The sequence below is a fragment of the Burkholderia sp. FW306-1C-G01B genome, assembly GCF_058781685.1.
The window spans coordinates 148,447-163,579 of sequence record NZ_JBYSWZ010000010.1 but is presented as its reverse complement, the minus strand read 5'-3'; the positions used below and the strand labels follow the sequence as shown (position 1 = coordinate 163,579).

Genomic DNA, 15,133 nt, shown 5'->3' with positions numbered 1-15,133 from the left:
CGTGTGTGCGGTGCGCGTTGGTGTCAGGCCGCCGCGTCCGGCCGCGGCGACGCGATACGCAGCATGCTCACGACCGCGGCCACCGCCGCGAAGGCCGTGGCGACATAGAGCGCGACCGTCGGCCCGCGATCGGGCGCGAGCCCGAAAATCAGCGCGACGAGTGCGGCGCCGAACGTCTGGCCGGTGAGCCGTGCGGTGCTCAGCATGCCGCCGGCGCCGCCGCTGCGCTCGCGCGGCGCCGACGACAGCATCGCGCGGTTGTTCGGCGACTGGAACAGCCCGAAGCCCGCGCCGCACAGCGCCATCCGCCATACGATGTCGACGGTGCCCGGGTGCGCGCCGATCGTCGCGAGCGACAGCAGCCCGGCCGCGAACAGTGCGAGCCCGATCCCGCCGAGGATGCCGGCCGAATAGCGGTCGGACAGCACGCCCGCGAGCGGCGCGGCGAACACGATCACGAGCGGCCACGGCGTCATGTACAGGCCGGTCTCGACCTGCGAGAAGCCGAGCGAATTCTGCAGCCAGAACGGCAGCGCGACGAACGCGAGCATCTGCGACGTGAACGACGCCGTCGACGTATAGACCGACAGCGCGAACATCGGGATGCGCATCAGGTCGACGGGCAAAAGCGGCGCCGGCTGCGACAGCTGGCGTTTCACGAAGAAGTAGCCGACGACGAACGCGACGATCAGCTCGGCCGCGACGTACGCATGGCGTTCGCCGTGGCCGAGCCCGTCGACGGCCGTGATCAGCAGGCCGAACACGCACGCGTTCATCAGCGCGCTCGGGAAATCGTACGGCGCATCGTGCAGCGGGTTGGCCGGCAGCGCGCGCAGGCTGCCGAGTACCGCGGCGATGCCGATCGGCACGTTGACCGCGAACAGCCACGGCCACGACGCGAACGACAGGATCGCGGACGCGACCGTCGGCCCGATCGCGGACGACAGCGCGACCACCATCGCATTGATCGACAGCCCGCGCCCAAGCATCGACGACGGGTAGATCATCCGCACGAGCGCCGCGTTGACGCTCATGATGCCGGCCGCGCCGAAACCCTGGATCACGCGCATCACGGCCAGCATCGGCAGCGAGCCGGCGAGTGCGCAGCCGAGCGACGCCGCGGTGAACAGCGCGAGCCCCGCGATGTAGATGCGGCGATAGCCGATGCGCTCGCCGAGCGACGCGAGCGGCAGCAGCGTGATCGTGACCGCGAGCTGGTACGCGTTGACGATCCAGATCGACGCGGCGTCGGATGCGTGCAGGTCGCGCGCGATCGTCGGCAGTGCGACGTTCGCGATCGCGCCGTCGAGCACGGCGAGCGTGATGCCCAGTGCGACGCAGACGATCGCCCAGTAGCGTTGCGGAAGCGGCAGGCCGGTATCGGCGTTCATGACGGGAGCGAAAGGGCGGTTGTCCGCGCGCCCGGTTGCCGGTTGCGTGCGCAACCATGCGAAAGGGCGGAGGCGGCGATGAACGGCCCGGCCCGCGCGGCTGCGCCGGACCGGGGCCGGTCGAGTGTATCACCGGGCCGCATTGCGCGACGCCGGCCTGCGCGGCTGCCGGCCGGCGCGGGCACTCAGCCTTCGAAGTCGAGGCCGCCGAGCCGCACGAGCGGGTCGGCCTGCGTGCGCGACGCGAGATCGATGTCGCGTGCGCCCTGCCACGCGCCCAGCTTTTTCGGCAGTGCGGCCAGGTAGTGTTCGAAGCGCTGCGGGCCGTCCGGCTCCATCAGCCGCTCGATTTCGTCGGTGTCCCAGGTCAGTTCGAGATTCAGCGGATGCACGAAGCCGCTCACATGCTCGTGCGGCGCGCTGCGGATCTGTACGCGCGTCGGGTGCCCGTGCCCGCCGTACGGGACGACGTCGGTCAGCACGTGATCGGCGAAGAAGGCGGCGATTGCCTGCGCGATGCGCGGCGCGAATTCGGTATCGAAACGGCGGGCGGTTTCGGGCTGCATGAAGGCGTCTCCTGTGTGCCGAAAATCGTAGCACGGCGGTGACGCGTTTCGGCGTGCGCGATACGCGTAATGGCGCGTTACCACTTGCTGCATCTATTACGGCCGCGTGCCGCCACAATGCATCGCATCCAGTACCACTTCGCGTGGGAGTCCATCATGAAAAAGATTGCCGCAGTGTGTGTCCTCGCCGGTTCGCTCGCCGTGGCGGGCCCGGCGTCAGCGCATGGCCGCGACGGCGGCGCCGTCATCGGCGCGTTGATCGGCGGCGCGGTGCTGGGCGCGATCGTGACGTCCGCGATGAATCCGCCCGTCGCGTACCAGGCGCCCGTGTACCAGGCACCGGCCTATCAGCCGCCGACGTACTATCAGGCGCCTGCGTACCAGCAGCCTGCCTATCCGACCTACCAGCAGGCGGAGTACCAGGACGACGGCCCGAACTATTGCTACGACCGCTACCAGCGCGCGTATGTGTGCGGTGCGCCGGTGTCGCGCGGCTACGCGCAACCGGCCGGCTGGTAGGCAGGCGGGGCAGGCGGATGTGCGACGCGTGATCGGGTTCGGTGCCGGCTGGCCGGCACCCACTGAAATTTGCTTTGCCGGACCGGACGACAAAAGGCCCTCGCTTTTACGCGAGGGCCTTGGTTTTTCCGCGCCCGTCCGTTCGTCCGCGTGACGTGCCGGCCGTCGGCGGGCCGTGCGCGGATACAAACGGTTGCAAATGTGCGTCAGTGGCGATGGCCGCCGCCGCCTTCGCCGCGCCCCCAGCCGTCGTTCCAGTCGCCGCGGCGTCCGCCGCCGCGCCCCCAGCCGTTGCCGCGATCGCCGCGATCGCCGTCCCAGCGATGGTAGTCGCGCCGGCCGCGATCCCAGTCGCGCCCGCCGCCACCGCCCCAGATGTTGACCGTGCCGTACACGGGGGAAGGGCCGTACGCGTAGCCGGGATCGGAATAGTAGGGCTGTCCGTAGCCGTATCCGTATCCGGCGTCGGGAGCGACGACGCAGCCGGCCAGCAGGGTCGCGACGCCGGCGGCAGCAATGAGCTTCAGCATGATGTTCTCCGTTGGTTGCTCTATAAGTACCGCGCGCGGGGATTGCCGGCTGTTCGGAATTGTGTCGTCAAATTACAGCGCCGTAAGGTCTCGCGACGAAAGTGTTAGCATCCGGGGCTCATTTGTTTTTCAGGAGCACATCGATGAAATTCGCGATCCGGGCCGCGCTGGCCGCTTTTTGCGTCACGACTGCCGCCGCGTGCGTGGCCGGCCCCGCATCGGCGCCCGCCGTGCCGGCCGAGTCGATCAAGATGTTTCCGCAAGCAGCGGCCGGCCAGCAGCGCGTCGTGATCGCGCTGCCCGCGCTCGAGAACGAGGGCGATGCGCGCGTCGAGCTGATGATCGGCAAGACGCTGCAGACCGACTGCAACCAGCAGTGGTTCGGCGGCGAGCTGACCGCCGAGGACGTGAAGGGCTGGGGTTATACGTACTACCGGCTTACCGACGTGAAGGGGCCGGCATCGACGCTGATGGCGTGCCCGGGCCAGGCGCCGCAGCAGCGGTTCGTGCAGGTGCGCGGCGACGGCCAGCTGCTGCGCTACAACAGCCGCCTGCCGCTCGTCGTGTATGTGCCGGACGGCTTCGAGGTGCGCTATCGCGTGTGGCATGCGTCGAAGGACGTGCAGCACGCGGCGAAGCAGTAACGTGCCGGCTCGCGCGGCTTCGGCGTCCTGCGGCTAGACGCCGCTCGCGCCGACGAGCGCCGGCCACGCGGCCAGCGCGGCCTGCGCGATCGCCTCCAGATCGCGACGGCTCGCGCCGTCGCGCGCCTGGATCGACATCCCCTGTTGAACCGTCACGTAGTACCGCGCGATTGCGTCGAGGTTCGCGTGCGCCGCGATCTCGCCGGTCGCGACACCTTGCCTGAGGCGCTCGCGCAGCGCTTCGACCGTGCTTTCGCGCATCGCGATCAGCGTTTGCCGGACGGTGTCGGAACGCTCGGCCGGGTGCAGCGCCGACAGCACGATCAGGCAGCCGGCCGGCTTCGACCGCCGCGTGAACACGCGCGCGGTATCCATCAGGTAGTTCCGCATGGCGTCGTGCGCGCTGCCGGCCTGTTCGACGCCGTCCCAGATTTCCCGTCCCTCCGTTGCGCGGTAATGCTCGAGCGCCTGCCGGAACAACGCTTCCTTGCTGCCGAACGCCGCATACAGGCTCGGTGACGCAATGCCCATCGCGGCCGTCAGGTCCGCCATCGACGCACCCTCGTAGCCGAGCCGCCAGAACACCTCCATTGCGCGATCCAGCGCCGCCTCCTTGTCGAAGCTTCTCGGTCGGCCCCGTTCAGCCATTGCATCCATCCCTTCGTCGATATCTGTATCGATCGATAAAATAATTCAATTGACAGCGCCGCGCAACTTGCCACATTCTGTATCGACCGTTACATAAATGAGGAAAGGAACGAACATGAATCGACTTCAGGGCAAGCGTGCACTTATCACGGGCGGCAGCCGCGGCATCGGCGCGGCCATCGCGAAACGGCTGGCGGCCGATGGCGCGGACGTCGCGATCACTTACGAAAAATCGGCCGAGCGGGCGCAGGCCGTCGTCGCCGGCATCGAGGCGCTGGGCCGTCGCGCCGTCGCGATCCAGGCCGACAGTGCCGATCCGGTCGCAGTCCGCAACGCGGTCGATCGTGCCGCGGAAGCGTTCGGCGGTCTCGACATCCTCGTGAACAACGCAGGGATCTTCCGTGCAGGCGCGCTGGACGACCTCACGCTCGACGATATCGACGCGACGCTGAACGTGAACGTGCGCGCGGTGATCGTCGCTTCGCAGGCGGCGGCGCGGCATCTCGGGGAGGGCGGGCGCATCGTGTCGACCGGCAGTTGCCTCGCGACGCGCGTGCCCGATGCGGGGATGAGCCTCTATGCGGCGAGCAAGGCCGCGCTGATCGGCTGGACGCAGGGGCTCGCGCGCGATCTCGGGCCGCGCGGCGTCACGGTCAACATCGTGCATCCGGGGTCGACGGATACCGACATGAATCCGGCCGACGGCGAACATGCCGGTGCGCAGCGTTCGCGGATGGCGATTCCGCAGTACGGCAAGGCCGATGACGTGGCGGCGCTCGTTGCGTTCGTCGTCGGGCCGGAAGGGCGGTCGATCAACGGAACCGGGTTGACGATCGATGGCGGCGCGAACGCGTAAATGCCGATGCCCGGCGTGATTTGGCCGGGCGGCGTTGCGTTCGTTATCGGCAGCCGAGCCGTCGATGCTCGGTTTCCAGGTCGGCCCGCTTGTCGTAAGCCAGCAGTTCGTTGCGCGGCTTGCCGTCCGGGCCGATTCTGCGCACGATTTTCTGGCCGCGGTCGGGTGCATGCGTTACAGCATCGATGCCGGCGGCCAGTTCCCTGCAGCGTGCGTCGGGGGAAGCGTTTTCCGGGCGCGGTGCTGCTGCGCCGGTGATGTTGGCGATGCCCGGGCTGACGTAGCGCTGCTTCGCGTGCGCGGTGCCGGATGTGGTGCCGGTATCGGCGGCGTTCGCCGTGCAGGTCAGGGTCGAAAGCGCGGCCAGTGCCGCGATCGTTCGAATCATGGTCCGGTCCTTGGGTCCGTTGTACATGCAAAGGTTCGGGATTCTACGCAATGCCCGGTGCGTGTCCGTGGCGATCGGGAAAAGTGCGATCGCATGTCGCATGTCATGGAGATGAATCGAAGAGGACCGCCAACGGTGTGCACGTGAGGCGCACAGCGCCGCCGGTCGGACGAAGGCGTTCATTTACAAAAACGCCGGGCGTACTTACGATGAGGGCACCTCGGGCTCGCAAGAAATCGTATGCGTACAGTCGATCGAGTGATGCTTGCCGCGCTTTGCCTTGGCGTCACCGCGTGCGGCGGCGACAACAACAGTGCCGCGCCGGCAACGCAGACGGTTGCGAGCACACCTGCATCCGCCGCCGAGCCTGCCAGCGCGGCATCCAGCACGACGCCCTCGTCGACGAATCCCGTCAGCCCGGCGCCGGCGGCCAGTCCGGCCGGCACGACGCCCGGCGCGACGCTTTCACCCACCCCCGGCGCAAATCCTGTTCTCGTCGCGGACGTAACGGTCTTTCCGGCCGCCGACAGCAGCGACCAGGCCGACGCGCTGCAAAAGGCATTCGACAGCCTGAAGGCGGGCCAGCGCCTGGTCATCGCGCCGGGCCGCTACGTCGTCGGGCATTCGCTCGCGGTGACCGTGCCCCGGGTGGTGATCTCCGGATACGGCGCGACGCTGGCCGCCACGAATCCGGCCGACCAGACCATCGTGATGAGCGGCACCGGTTCGACGCTCGTGGGCGTGACGCTGGCCGGCACCGGCACGACGCGGCTCACGACGCCGGCGTCGACCAAGGTCGAGGTGACGGGGGCGGGCGTCCAGGTGCTTCGCGTGACGATAGACGGCGGCGCCAGTGGCGGGATCTTCGTGTTCGGCGGCAGCGGCGTCGCGATCGTCGGCAATACGGTTCGTGCGACGCTTGCCGACGGCATCCATACGACCTACGGTTCGACCAACGTGCTCGTGCAGAACAATACGGTGACGGGCACCGGCGACGACCTGATCGCCGTCGTCAGCTATGTCGGCGACGGCCGCGTCAACAGCAATGTGCTGATCGACCATAACGCGGTGTCCGGCAACGCGTGGGGGCGCGGCATTTCGGTGGTCGGCGGCCAGGCCGTGACGATCTCGAACAACACGGTCGACGGCGTGCAGAAGGCGGCGGGCATCCTCGTTGCACAGGAGGACAGCTGGAAGACCTACGGCGTGTCGAACGTGGTGATCACCGGCAATGCCGTGACCAACATCCAGAATTCGAATGTGAACAACGGGTTGCAGCCGACGCAGCAGGCGGCGATCGAGCTCGACACGTGGACGGGAACGGTCGCGGACGTCGCGGTGACCGGCAACCGCGTGTCGGGTTCCGGTTATGCGGGTTTCCGGGCGTATGGAAACGTGTGCTCGTTCAGCGTGACGGGCAACACGTTCTCGTCGATCGCAGGCTTGCCGGTGTCGCTGTTGTCGCGCAGTTGTGCGGCGAGCCAGATCGTCGTCGACGCGAACCGGCTGGGCGACGGCAGCGTGCTGGCACGACCGTCAGGTGCGTCGGCGACGGGGGCGTTTACCGTGACGGGGGCGAATGCGAGTCTTATGCCGCAGGTGCGGACGGGAGTGATGTGAGGAGCGGGGCCGGGATTCGGCGTGGGGACGGGTACGGTCGCCTGATGGCGTTCTGCGTGCGCGGTTCCGGCAGATCTCTCGGCTGTAAAGGGTCTTGCGGCGATATCCGACCATGGATGCCAACACAAATGCCAACCGGCGACAGAGCATGGGCAGGGTAGGTCGAACGACAGCGACCGGTCCGTTCCCGTGGTCATGGATTCATCATCAAAGGTAGGCTTGTAGAGGTAACTACAACGAAGTAGCATTTAATACATGAATGCTATCTCTGCCTGGTCGATCCTCGTTCTGACCCTTCCCACCCAGAACGCTACGGCCCGCATGCGGGTCTGGCGCGCGCTCAAGGCGAAGGGTTGCGCCGTGCTGCGCGACGGCATCTACCTTCTGCCCTGCACGGAAGAGCATGAAGGGGCGTTGCGCGAACTCGCGGGCGTGATTGCCGAAAGCGGCGGCACCGCTCACCTGTTACGCGCGCCGAGTCTTGACGCGTCGCAGGAGCTGGAATTCCGAATGCTCTTCGATCGCGGAGAGGATTACGCCGCCTTCATCCAGACACTGACCGAAGCCCGCAAGACGCTCGCCGGACAGTCCGCCACGGAACTCACGCGCCTGCTTCGCCGCGTACGCAAGGATTTCGACGCTATCAGGGCGATCGACTACTTCCCGGACGACGCGGCCACACGTGCCGAAGTCGCGCTGCAGGATTTCGTCGCTCTTGTCGACACCGTGCTGTCGCCGGGCGAGCCGCACGCTGCAGAGCGCGCCATCCGCCTGCTCGCGATCGACGAATACCAGGGGCGCAAGTGGGCGACGCGACAGCGCGTGTGGGTCGATCGCGTCGCCAGCGCGTGGCTGATCCGCCGCTTCATCGACCCGCGTGCGCACTTCATCTGGCTCGCGTCGTCTTCCGATTGCCCGGCTGACGCGCTGGGCTTCGATTTCGATGGTGCTGCATTCACCCATGTCGGCGAACGCGTCACGTTCGAGGTTCTGCTCGCGAGTTTCGGGCTCGATCAGGATTCGGCACTGCTGCGGCTCGGGGAGATCGTGCATGCGCTCGATGTAGGCGGTCCCGCCGTGCCCGAGGCGATCGGCTTCGAGGCCGTGATGGCCGGCACGCGTCAACGCACGGAAAACGACGATCAGCTGCTGGAACAGATGAGTGCGGTGCTTGACTCGCTCCATGCGCACTTCGCGTCGAACGGAAAGAACGAAACCGGGGGACGGCCATGACCGCGACGGTGACGACAAACGCGCCGGGTTACTCGCTGGGCCAGCTGGTCGGATACATGTTGCGACTCGGTGCGCTGGGCTTCGGCGGCCCCGTCGCGCTCGCCGGATACATGCGCCGCGATCTCGTCGAGCGGCGAGGGTGGATCACGGAAGCGGACTACAAGGAAGGCATCACACTCGCGCAGCTCGCGCCCGGGCCGATGGCTGCCCAGCTCGCGATCTATCTGGGGTTCGTCCACTATCGCCTCCGTGGCGCGACGCTCGTCGGATTCGCGTTCGTGCTGCCGTCGTTCCTGATGGTGCTCGCGCTCGGGTTTGCCTACTCGCACTTCGGCGGGCTGTCGTGGATGCAGGCGGTTTTCTATGGCGTCGGGGCTGCGGTGGTCGGCATCATCGCGATGAGCGCGTACAAGCTCACGACGAAAACCGTCGGCAACGACAAGCTGCTTTGGGCGATCTTCATCACTCTGGCTGCCGTGACCTTCATCACGGAATCGGAAATCGCGTGGCTCTTCATCGCCGCCGGGTTGATCGGCTGGCTGTGGCGTGCTCCGCCCAAATGGCTGAACAAGAGCGGGTTGAATGCGCTCGCCGGCGCCAATCTACCGGCGGCCAGCGACATGCTGAGCGGCATCGATTTCCCGCAACTCGTACAGATCGGCGCGTTCTTCGCGAAAGCGGGTGCGTTCGTGTTCGGCTCCGGGCTCGCGATCGTGCCGTTCCTGTACGGCGGCGTCGTGACCGAGCATCACTGGCTCAACGACAAGCAGTTCGTCGACGCGGTCGCGGTCGCGATGATCACGCCCGGCCCGGTCGTGATCACGGTCGGCTTCATCGGATATCTGGTGGCGGGGCTGCCCGGCGCGATCGTCGCAGCGCTCGGTACGTTCCTGCCGTGCTATCTGTTCACGGTCATTCCCGCACCCTACGTGAAGAAGTACGGCCATCTGCCGAGCGTCAAGGCGTTCGTCGACGGCATCACGGCGGCTGCCGTCGGTGCGATTACGGGCTCCGTCCTCGTCATCGCGAAGCGCTCGATCGTCGACATTCCAACCGCTGTTCTCGCCATTGCAACCGTTCTGCTGTTGTGGCGTTTCAAGAAGCTGCAGGAACCGGTAATCGTCACTGCGGCGGCACTCTTCGGGCTGGTGGCCTACCCGTTGCTGCACCATTGATTTGCATGGTGCGGCGGCGATCAAGACGCACCGGACGACATGCGTTCGGTGGTGAGCGAGGAAGACGACGGCCGACCGTGCGGTGGTGTCGGCGTACCCACTTCGCTAGACAGGAGAAGCGCCATGAAGTGGATTACGCGTGAACGACCGAAGATCGATCGCATCGCATGCCCATGGTTGATCGCCCGGTTTATCGACGACGCTCCGGAATTTCTCTACGTCCCGGGCGCGGACGTACTGCGATTGGCGGACGAAACGGGCGCGGTTCCCTACGACGTGCCCGGCGTCGAGCTTGGCCACCACGGCGAGCGTTGCAGCTTCGATGCGTTTCTCGACAAGTATCGACTGAATGACCCGGCGCTGCTCGAACTCGCCGGGATCGTGCGCGGCGCGGATACCGGACGGCTCGATCTCGCGCCGGAAGCCACCGGCCTGTACGCGATCTCGATTGGCCTTTCCACGAACTTCGCAGACGATCACGAGCAACTGCGGCACGGCATGGTGATGTACGACGCGCTCTACGCGTGGTGCCAGCGTGAGGCACGTGCCTAGCAGCCGGTTCGCGTCGTCGCTTGCCGGTCGGATGCTGCCGGCGGGCGCGGACCGGGCCGCATCGCTCGTCCTCGCAAGCCGCGGCATGCGCGGTTTCTGCGATGGATTCATTGCCGTGCTGCTGCCTGCGTATCTGCTGTCGCTCGGGTTTTCGCAACTGGACGTCGGCTTGATCAGCACCACGACGCTGATGGGCTCCGCGATCGCGACGATCGCAGTCGGCATGCTGGCGAGCCGCTTCACGCAGCGGCGCATGTTGACGCTCGCGGCGGCGTTGATGGCCGCAACGGGCATCGGCTTCGTGAGCTTCGCCACGTTGTGGCCGCTGCTCGTCGTCGCCTTCGTCGGCACGCTCAATCCGAGTTCGGGCGATGTCAGCCTGTTTCTGCCGCTCGAACAGTCGCGTCTGGCGGAAGCCGCCGGCGGCGACGTTCGCACTGCACTGTTTGCACGATACAGCCTCGTCGGGGCCGTATCGGCGGCGGTCGGCTCCCTGACGGCAGGACTGCCGATCTGGGTTGCGTCGCATACCGCAATCACGGCGCTCGGCGCGATGCGCGGCATGTTTCTCGTCTACGCGGTGACGGGCGTCATCGTCTTCATGCTGTATCGGCGATTGCCGCGCGCCGATGCCCGCGCGTCGAAGGCGGTGCCCCCGCTCGGCCCGTCGCGCCCCATCGTCATGCGGCTTGCGATGCTGTTCAGCGTCGATGCGTTCGCGGGCGGTCTCGTCGTCAACTCGCTGTTGTCGCTGTGGTTGATGCAGCGCTTCGGACTCTCGATCGCCGCTGCTGGCCAATTCTTCTTCTGGGCAGGCCTGCTCTCGGCCGGCTCGCAGCTTGCGGCCGCGCCGCTATCGCGCAGGATCGGCCTGCTGAACACCATGGTGTTCACGCATATCCCGTCGAGCGTCTGCCTGATTGGCGCCGCTTTCGCGCCGTCGCTGCCGCTTGCGTTAGCGCTGCTGCTGATGCGCAGCGCACTTTCGCAAATGGATGTGCCGACGCGAACCGCCTACGTGATGGCGGTCGTCACGCCTTCGGAGCGCCCGGCAGCAGCCAGCTTTACGTCTGTTCCGCGTAGCCTCGCAGCCGCTGTCGCGCCGACGTTGGCCGGCGGCTTGTTCGGTCTTGGCTGGCTCGGTGCCCCGCTGGTCGTATGCGGCGCATTGAAGATCGCGTATGACCTGTCGCTGCTGGCAGCTTTTCGACAGGTCAAACCAGACGACGACCGGGCGCGGTAATGCTGCCACGGTCGAACGACAAAGAAACGAGGATCCATGCGAAGCGACGCATCGATGCGAAACCTGCGCGCTTCCGGTCAACTCATGTCGATGGAAGGCTCACGATGTTCGTGCTGCGGGCGACGACGTCTCGATACAAGCCGCAATCTGCTCTTTATCGTTCGCCTCGGCGACGGGGAAGTGATTGCTTTCGATACGTATGCGCTACGCGCGATCGCACGGATCGCAGACGTATCGTCGGTGCATGGCGTGCTTGCCGCTCCGGAACTATCGCGCATATGTGCATCTGCAACCGGTACCGACGAGATCGTCGCGATCGACGCCGCGATACCGAAAATCGGCGCGCGCATGTCGGGCGGGCAGTACCCGGACGGTATGCCTATGCGCCCGACGCGCGCAAGCTGTACGTACCAGCAAAAATTCCAACACTTTTTCCGGTTGCCGCTGAGCAACCTTGGGTAACGCTGGGAGCTAGCGCGCCGCCGGACAGGCCTGAGGGGGATTTCTCGTGAGTCTTGGGGATGGTCGGAAGCTTGACTGGTCCCCCCGACAGGAATCGAACCTGTATCTAGCGCTTAGGAGGCGCTTGTTCTATCCATTGAACTACGGGGAGAGCCATGTCCGGGCGATCGCGCGAAAAACGCGAACCGGACGGCGATGTGGACAGCGCGCAGAGTATAGCAAACGCGCGGCGCATCGGCGGGCGGATTGCACACCGACGCGCGTATCGTGCGGTCAGCCGCGATCAGAAATCGACGACGACGAAATCTTCCTTGCCCACGTCGCACAGCGGGCACCGCCAGTCGGCGGGAATGTCGGCAAAACGGGTGCCGGGCGCGATGCCCTCGTCGGGCAGCCCTTCCGCTTCGTTGTAGACCCACCCGCAAATCAGGCAGACCCAGCTCTGGTATTCGGTTATTTCGCTCATGTAGCGCTCGGGATAATGAAAGCTCGGTAATGCCGTCCGCAGCCTCGCCGGCGGACGAAAGGCGCAATGTTACCGGAATTTCGCCGAACGCCTGCGCAACGTCGTTTTAAACGTACGCATCGCGAACAATGGGTGTCATCACGTGCGGCGGGCTTGCAGTGTATGCTTCGTGGGCCTGTCAATCTGAAGGAGGTAACGATGCTCAACAGAAAGTGGATCGCGGGTGCGGTTTGTGTCGCGGCGCTGGCCGTGTCGACGCTCGCGCGCGCCGAAGCACGCGTGTTCTTTGTCGAGCCGCAGGACGGCGCGACGGTGCCCAGCCCCGTGCATGTGAAGTTCGGTCTCGAAGGCGTGGCGCTCAAGCCGGCCGGCGACATGACGCCGAATACGGGCCACCATCACCTGCTGATCGACGGCAAGCCGGTGCCGAAGGGCGACGTGATCCCGGCGTCCGACCATTCTCTGCATTTCGGCAAGGGCCAGACCGAAACCGATGTGAAGCTGCCGCCCGGCCCGCACACGCTGACGCTGCAGCTCGGCGACGGTGCGCACCGTTCGTACGGTCCCGAAATGAGTTCGACGACCACGGTCACCGTGAAGTAACCGCAGCATCCCGCGCGGGCGCCCGATGCGCCATGCGCGGGATGGCCGGTCGACCGGCCGCGGGCATCGGGCCGGCATTTGCCCGTTCACCCGGTCGCGCGCAATCCGCGGCCGGCATCCGGCACCGGAAACCGGCCGCAAGCCATACATGGCGACGCTCCATCGCACCGCGTCGACGCGGTTCGAGTGCCGCTTGCAGGGCTAGTCCGTCCGGCCATACCGGTGGCGGCGTCCGCGACCGGTACAATGGGCGCTTCCGATTCCTCTCTCTCCGCCGTCTCCCCATGTCGCTCTATTCCATTACCGGCGCGCAGCTCGCGTTCGGTCACGTCGCGTTGCTCGATCACGCGGATTTCTCGCTGGAAGCCGGCGAGCGCGTCGGCCTGATCGGCCGCAACGGCGCGGGCAAGTCGTCGCTGCTGAAGATCGTCGCCGGCCTCGCGAAGCCCGACGACGGGCTGGTCACGCGCCAGCAGGAACTGGTGACCGTCTACGTGCCGCAGGAGCCCGAATTCGAGCCGGGCGCGACGGTGTTCGATGCGGTCGCGTCGGGGCTCGCGCACACGCGCGAACTGCTCGAAGAATACGATTCGATCGCGCACCGCCTCGCGGATATACCGGAAGGCGCCGAGCACGATGCGCTGCTCGCGCGGATGAACGCGCTGCAATCGTCGCTCGACGCGCACGACGCATGGAGCTGGCGCACGCGCGTGTCGATGACGCTCGCGCAGATCGGCCTGCCGGACGGCGACGCGAGCGTCGACGCGCTGTCGGGCGGGATGCAGAAGCGCGTCGCGCTGGCGCGCGCGCTGGTGCTGCAGCCCGACGTGCTGCTGCTCGACGAACCGACCAACCACCTCGACTTCGACGGCATCCGCTGGCTGGAAGAGCTGCTCGTCGCGCAGCGCGCGGGCCTGCTGTTCATCACGCACGATCGCGCGTTCCTCGACCGCGTCGCGACGCGCATCGTCGAGCTCGACCGCGGCCGGCTGCTGTCGTACCCGGGCAATTTCTCCGCGTACCAGACCCGCAAGGCGCAGCAGCTCGAAGTCGAGCGCGTGGAAAACGAGAAGTTCGACAAGCTGCTCGCGCAGGAAGAGGTGTGGATCCGCAAGGGCGTCGAGGCGCGCCGCACGCGCAGCGTGGGCCGCATCGCGCGGCTCGAGCAGATGCGTCACGAGCGCGCGGAGCGCCGCAATTCGCAGGGCAACGTAAGGCTCGACGTCGCGCAGGGCGAGAAGTCCGGCAAGATCGTCGCGGAGCTGACCGACGTGACGAAGCGCTACGGCGGCCGTACGGTCGTCGACCGCTTCTCGACGACGGTCATGCGCGGCGACAAGATCGGCTTCGTCGGCCCGAACGGCGCGGGCAAGACTACGCTGCTCAAGCTGATCCTCGGCGAGCTGAAGCCCGACGAAGGCACGGTGCGCACCGGCACGAACCTTCAGGTCGCGTATTTCGACCAGATGCGCGCGCAGCTCGACCAGGAGAAGAGCCTCGCGGATACCATCAGCCCCGGCAGCGAATGGGTCGAGATCGGCGGCGTGCGCAAGCACGTGATGAGCTATCTCGGCGACTTCCTGTTCGCGCCGGAGCGCGCGCGTTCGCCGGTGAAGTCGCTGTCGGGCGGCGAGCGCAACCGGCTGCTGCTCGCGCGCCTGTTCGCGCGTCCGGCCAACGTGCTGGTGCTCGACGAACCGACCAACGACCTCGACATCCCGACGCTCGAACTGCTCGAAGAGTTGCTGGCCGACTACGACGGCACGGTGCTGCTCGTCAGCCACGATCGCGCGTTCCTCGACAACGTCGTGACGTCGGTGATCGCGGCCGAAGGCGACGGCAAGTGGCGCGAATACGTCGGCGGCTTCACCGACTGGCAGATCCAGAGCGAGCGCTCGGAGCAGCTCGCGCAGCAGGAAGCCGCGAAGCGCGCGGTCAAGGAAGCGGCGCCCGTCAAGGACGAGCCGGCGAAGAGCGCCGCGGGCCGCAATGCGCAGCGCACGGTGAAGCTGTCGTTCAACGAGCAGCGCGAACTCGATTCGCTGCCGGAGAAGATCGCCGCGCTCGAAGAGGAGCAGAAGACGATCAATGCGCAACTCGAGGACGGCTCGATTTTCGCGAAGGATCCGCAGGAAGGCACGCGCCTGACCGAGCGGTTCGCGGCGATCGACGACGAATTGCTCGCCGCGCTCGAACGGTGGGAAACGCTCGAGGCGAAGCGCAAGCCGGCATAACGC

At 66.6% G+C, this 15,133-nt stretch carries 16 protein-coding genes, 1 tRNA gene and 1 pseudogene; 11 read left to right on the top strand and 7 right to left on the bottom strand.

The genetic code is table 11. From position 1 onward, the window contains the following. Positions 1-23: 23 nt before the first annotated feature. Together AC3WLY_RS21085 and AC3WLY_RS21080 are read right to left on the bottom strand one after the other, a co-directional pair. Complete coding sequence (locus AC3WLY_RS21085) at positions 24-1,391, bottom strand: MFS transporter (RefSeq protein WP_175962818.1); 1,368 nt, start codon at positions 1,389-1,391, stop codon at positions 24-26. A gap of 185 nt (positions 1,392-1,576) precedes the next feature. Then, on the bottom strand, positions 1,577-1,957 hold the full coding sequence (locus tag AC3WLY_RS21080) for a DUF5594 family protein (protein WP_047898717.1): 381 nt from the start codon (positions 1,955-1,957) through the stop codon (positions 1,577-1,579). A gap of 117 nt (positions 1,958-2,074) precedes the next feature. Here AC3WLY_RS21080 and AC3WLY_RS21075 point away from each other — a divergent pair, with 117 nt between their 5' ends. Then, positions 2,075-2,476, top strand: a complete 402-nt coding sequence (locus tag AC3WLY_RS21075; protein WP_034184779.1) for a hypothetical protein — start codon at positions 2,075-2,077, stop codon at positions 2,474-2,476. A 206-nt stretch (positions 2,477-2,682) separates the two neighbouring features. Here AC3WLY_RS21075 and AC3WLY_RS21070 read toward each other — a convergent pair whose 3' ends face one another. Then, positions 2,683-3,006, bottom strand: coding sequence for a hypothetical protein (locus AC3WLY_RS21070; protein ID WP_175962820.1), 324 nt, complete (start codon positions 3,004-3,006; stop codon positions 2,683-2,685). 143 nt (positions 3,007-3,149) lie between these two features. Between AC3WLY_RS21070 and eco the strand changes: the two genes are divergently transcribed. After that, positions 3,150-3,650 carry a serine protease inhibitor ecotin gene (gene eco / locus AC3WLY_RS21065; protein WP_174418134.1) on the top strand — a complete coding sequence of 167 codons (501 nt, stop codon included), beginning with the start codon at positions 3,150-3,152 and terminating at the stop codon, positions 3,648-3,650. A 33-nt stretch (positions 3,651-3,683) separates the two neighbouring features. Here the strand turns inward: eco and AC3WLY_RS21060 are convergent, their stop codons facing one another. Then, positions 3,684-4,298 carry a TetR/AcrR family transcriptional regulator gene (locus AC3WLY_RS21060; protein ID WP_072440861.1) on the bottom strand — a complete coding sequence of 205 codons (615 nt, stop codon included), beginning with the start codon at positions 4,296-4,298 and terminating at the stop codon, positions 3,684-3,686. Between the two features lie 115 nt (positions 4,299-4,413). Between AC3WLY_RS21060 and AC3WLY_RS21055 the strand changes: the two genes are divergently transcribed. Next, positions 4,414-5,154, top strand: a complete 741-nt coding sequence (locus AC3WLY_RS21055) for an SDR family NAD(P)-dependent oxidoreductase (RefSeq protein ID WP_492309855.1) — start codon at positions 4,414-4,416, stop codon at positions 5,152-5,154. A gap of 43 nt (positions 5,155-5,197) precedes the next feature. Here AC3WLY_RS21055 and AC3WLY_RS21050 read toward each other — a convergent pair whose 3' ends face one another. Next, positions 5,198-5,542 carry a hypothetical protein gene (locus AC3WLY_RS21050; RefSeq protein WP_492332714.1) on the bottom strand — a complete coding sequence of 115 codons (345 nt, stop codon included), beginning with the start codon at positions 5,540-5,542 and terminating at the stop codon, positions 5,198-5,200. Positions 5,543-5,803: 261 nt separating this feature from the next. Between AC3WLY_RS21050 and AC3WLY_RS21045 the strand changes: the two genes are divergently transcribed. The 6 genes and pseudogenes from AC3WLY_RS21045 to AC3WLY_RS21020 all read left to right on the top strand — a co-directional run. Then, positions 5,804-7,162, top strand: a complete 1,359-nt coding sequence (locus AC3WLY_RS21045; protein ID WP_492309853.1) for a right-handed parallel beta-helix repeat-containing protein — start codon at positions 5,804-5,806, stop codon at positions 7,160-7,162. 255 nt (positions 7,163-7,417) lie between these two features. Further along, a complete protein-coding gene (locus AC3WLY_RS21040; RefSeq protein ID WP_492309852.1) occupies positions 7,418-8,395 on the top strand; it encodes a chromate resistance protein ChrB domain-containing protein in 978 nt (325 codons plus the stop codon). Beyond that, complete coding sequence (locus AC3WLY_RS21035) at positions 8,392-9,570, top strand: chromate transporter (protein ID WP_492309851.1); 1,179 nt, start codon at positions 8,392-8,394, stop codon at positions 9,568-9,570. The genes AC3WLY_RS21040 and AC3WLY_RS21035 overlap by 4 nt, the downstream gene beginning before the upstream one ends. 123 nt (positions 9,571-9,693) lie before the next feature. Further along, a complete protein-coding gene (locus AC3WLY_RS21030; RefSeq protein ID WP_175962914.1) occupies positions 9,694-10,122 on the top strand; it encodes a chromate resistance protein ChrB domain-containing protein in 429 nt (142 codons plus the stop codon). Positions 10,123-10,153: 31 nt separating this feature from the next. Further along, a complete protein-coding gene (locus tag AC3WLY_RS21025) occupies positions 10,154-11,365 on the top strand; it encodes an MFS transporter (protein WP_492309850.1) in 1,212 nt (403 codons plus the stop codon). Between the two features lie 129 nt (positions 11,366-11,494). Then, positions 11,495-11,775: pseudogene (locus tag AC3WLY_RS21020) on the top strand (YncE family protein); the annotation flags it as partial. Positions 11,776-11,903: 128 nt separating this feature from the next. Here AC3WLY_RS21020 and AC3WLY_RS21015 read toward each other — a convergent pair. Together AC3WLY_RS21015 and AC3WLY_RS21010 are read right to left on the bottom strand one after the other, a co-directional pair. Then, positions 11,904-11,978: transfer RNA gene (locus AC3WLY_RS21015), tRNA-Arg, on the bottom strand. A 132-nt stretch (positions 11,979-12,110) separates the two neighbouring features. Beyond that, positions 12,111-12,293 carry a rubredoxin gene (locus AC3WLY_RS21010; protein WP_175962825.1) on the bottom strand — a complete coding sequence of 61 codons (183 nt, stop codon included), beginning with the start codon at positions 12,291-12,293 and terminating at the stop codon, positions 12,111-12,113. A gap of 198 nt (positions 12,294-12,491) precedes the next feature. Here AC3WLY_RS21010 and AC3WLY_RS21005 point away from each other — a divergent pair, with 198 nt between their 5' ends. Together AC3WLY_RS21005 and AC3WLY_RS21000 are read left to right on the top strand one after the other, a co-directional pair. Beyond that, complete coding sequence (locus AC3WLY_RS21005; RefSeq protein WP_492309849.1) at positions 12,492-12,896, top strand: DUF4399 domain-containing protein; 405 nt, start codon at positions 12,492-12,494, stop codon at positions 12,894-12,896. Between the two features lie 284 nt (positions 12,897-13,180). Next, on the top strand, positions 13,181-15,130 hold the full coding sequence (locus AC3WLY_RS21000) for an ATP-binding cassette domain-containing protein (protein ID WP_492309848.1): 1,950 nt from the start codon (positions 13,181-13,183) through the stop codon (positions 15,128-15,130). Positions 15,131-15,133 lie beyond the last annotated feature (3 nt).

Bases quoted from the DNA above. Each gene is read 5' to 3' on its own strand.
- AC3WLY_RS21085 (WP_175962818.1), bottom strand. From the start codon at position 1,391: ATGAACGCCGATACCGGCCTGCCGCTTCCGCAACGCTACTGGGCGATC.
- AC3WLY_RS21080 (WP_047898717.1), bottom strand. From the start codon at position 1,957: ATGCAGCCCGAAACCGCCCGCCGTTTCGATACCGAATTCGCGCCGCGC.
- AC3WLY_RS21075 (WP_034184779.1), top strand. From the start codon at position 2,075: ATGCATCGCATCCAGTACCACTTCGCGTGGGAGTCCATCATGAAAAAG.
- AC3WLY_RS21070 (WP_175962820.1), bottom strand. From the start codon at position 3,006: ATGCTGAAGCTCATTGCTGCCGCCGGCGTCGCGACCCTGCTGGCCGGC.
- eco (WP_174418134.1), top strand. From the start codon at position 3,150: ATGAAATTCGCGATCCGGGCCGCGCTGGCCGCTTTTTGCGTCACGACT.
- AC3WLY_RS21060 (WP_072440861.1), bottom strand. From the start codon at position 4,298: ATGGCTGAACGGGGCCGACCGAGAAGCTTCGACAAGGAGGCGGCGCTG.
- AC3WLY_RS21055 (WP_492309855.1), top strand. From the start codon at position 4,414: ATGAATCGACTTCAGGGCAAGCGTGCACTTATCACGGGCGGCAGCCGC.
- AC3WLY_RS21050 (WP_492332714.1), bottom strand. From the start codon at position 5,542: ATGATTCGAACGATCGCGGCACTGGCCGCGCTTTCGACCCTGACCTGC.
- AC3WLY_RS21045 (WP_492309853.1), top strand. From the start codon at position 5,804: ATGCTTGCCGCGCTTTGCCTTGGCGTCACCGCGTGCGGCGGCGACAAC.
- AC3WLY_RS21040 (WP_492309852.1), top strand. From the start codon at position 7,418: ATGAATGCTATCTCTGCCTGGTCGATCCTCGTTCTGACCCTTCCCACC.
- AC3WLY_RS21035 (WP_492309851.1), top strand. From the start codon at position 8,392: ATGACCGCGACGGTGACGACAAACGCGCCGGGTTACTCGCTGGGCCAG.
- AC3WLY_RS21030 (WP_175962914.1), top strand. From the start codon at position 9,694: ATGAAGTGGATTACGCGTGAACGACCGAAGATCGATCGCATCGCATGC.
- AC3WLY_RS21025 (WP_492309850.1), top strand. From the start codon at position 10,154: ATGCTGCCGGCGGGCGCGGACCGGGCCGCATCGCTCGTCCTCGCAAGC.
- AC3WLY_RS21010 (WP_175962825.1), bottom strand. From the start codon at position 12,293: ATGAGCGAAATAACCGAATACCAGAGCTGGGTCTGCCTGATTTGCGGG.
- AC3WLY_RS21005 (WP_492309849.1), top strand. From the start codon at position 12,492: ATGCTCAACAGAAAGTGGATCGCGGGTGCGGTTTGTGTCGCGGCGCTG.
- AC3WLY_RS21000 (WP_492309848.1), top strand. From the start codon at position 13,181: ATGTCGCTCTATTCCATTACCGGCGCGCAGCTCGCGTTCGGTCACGTC.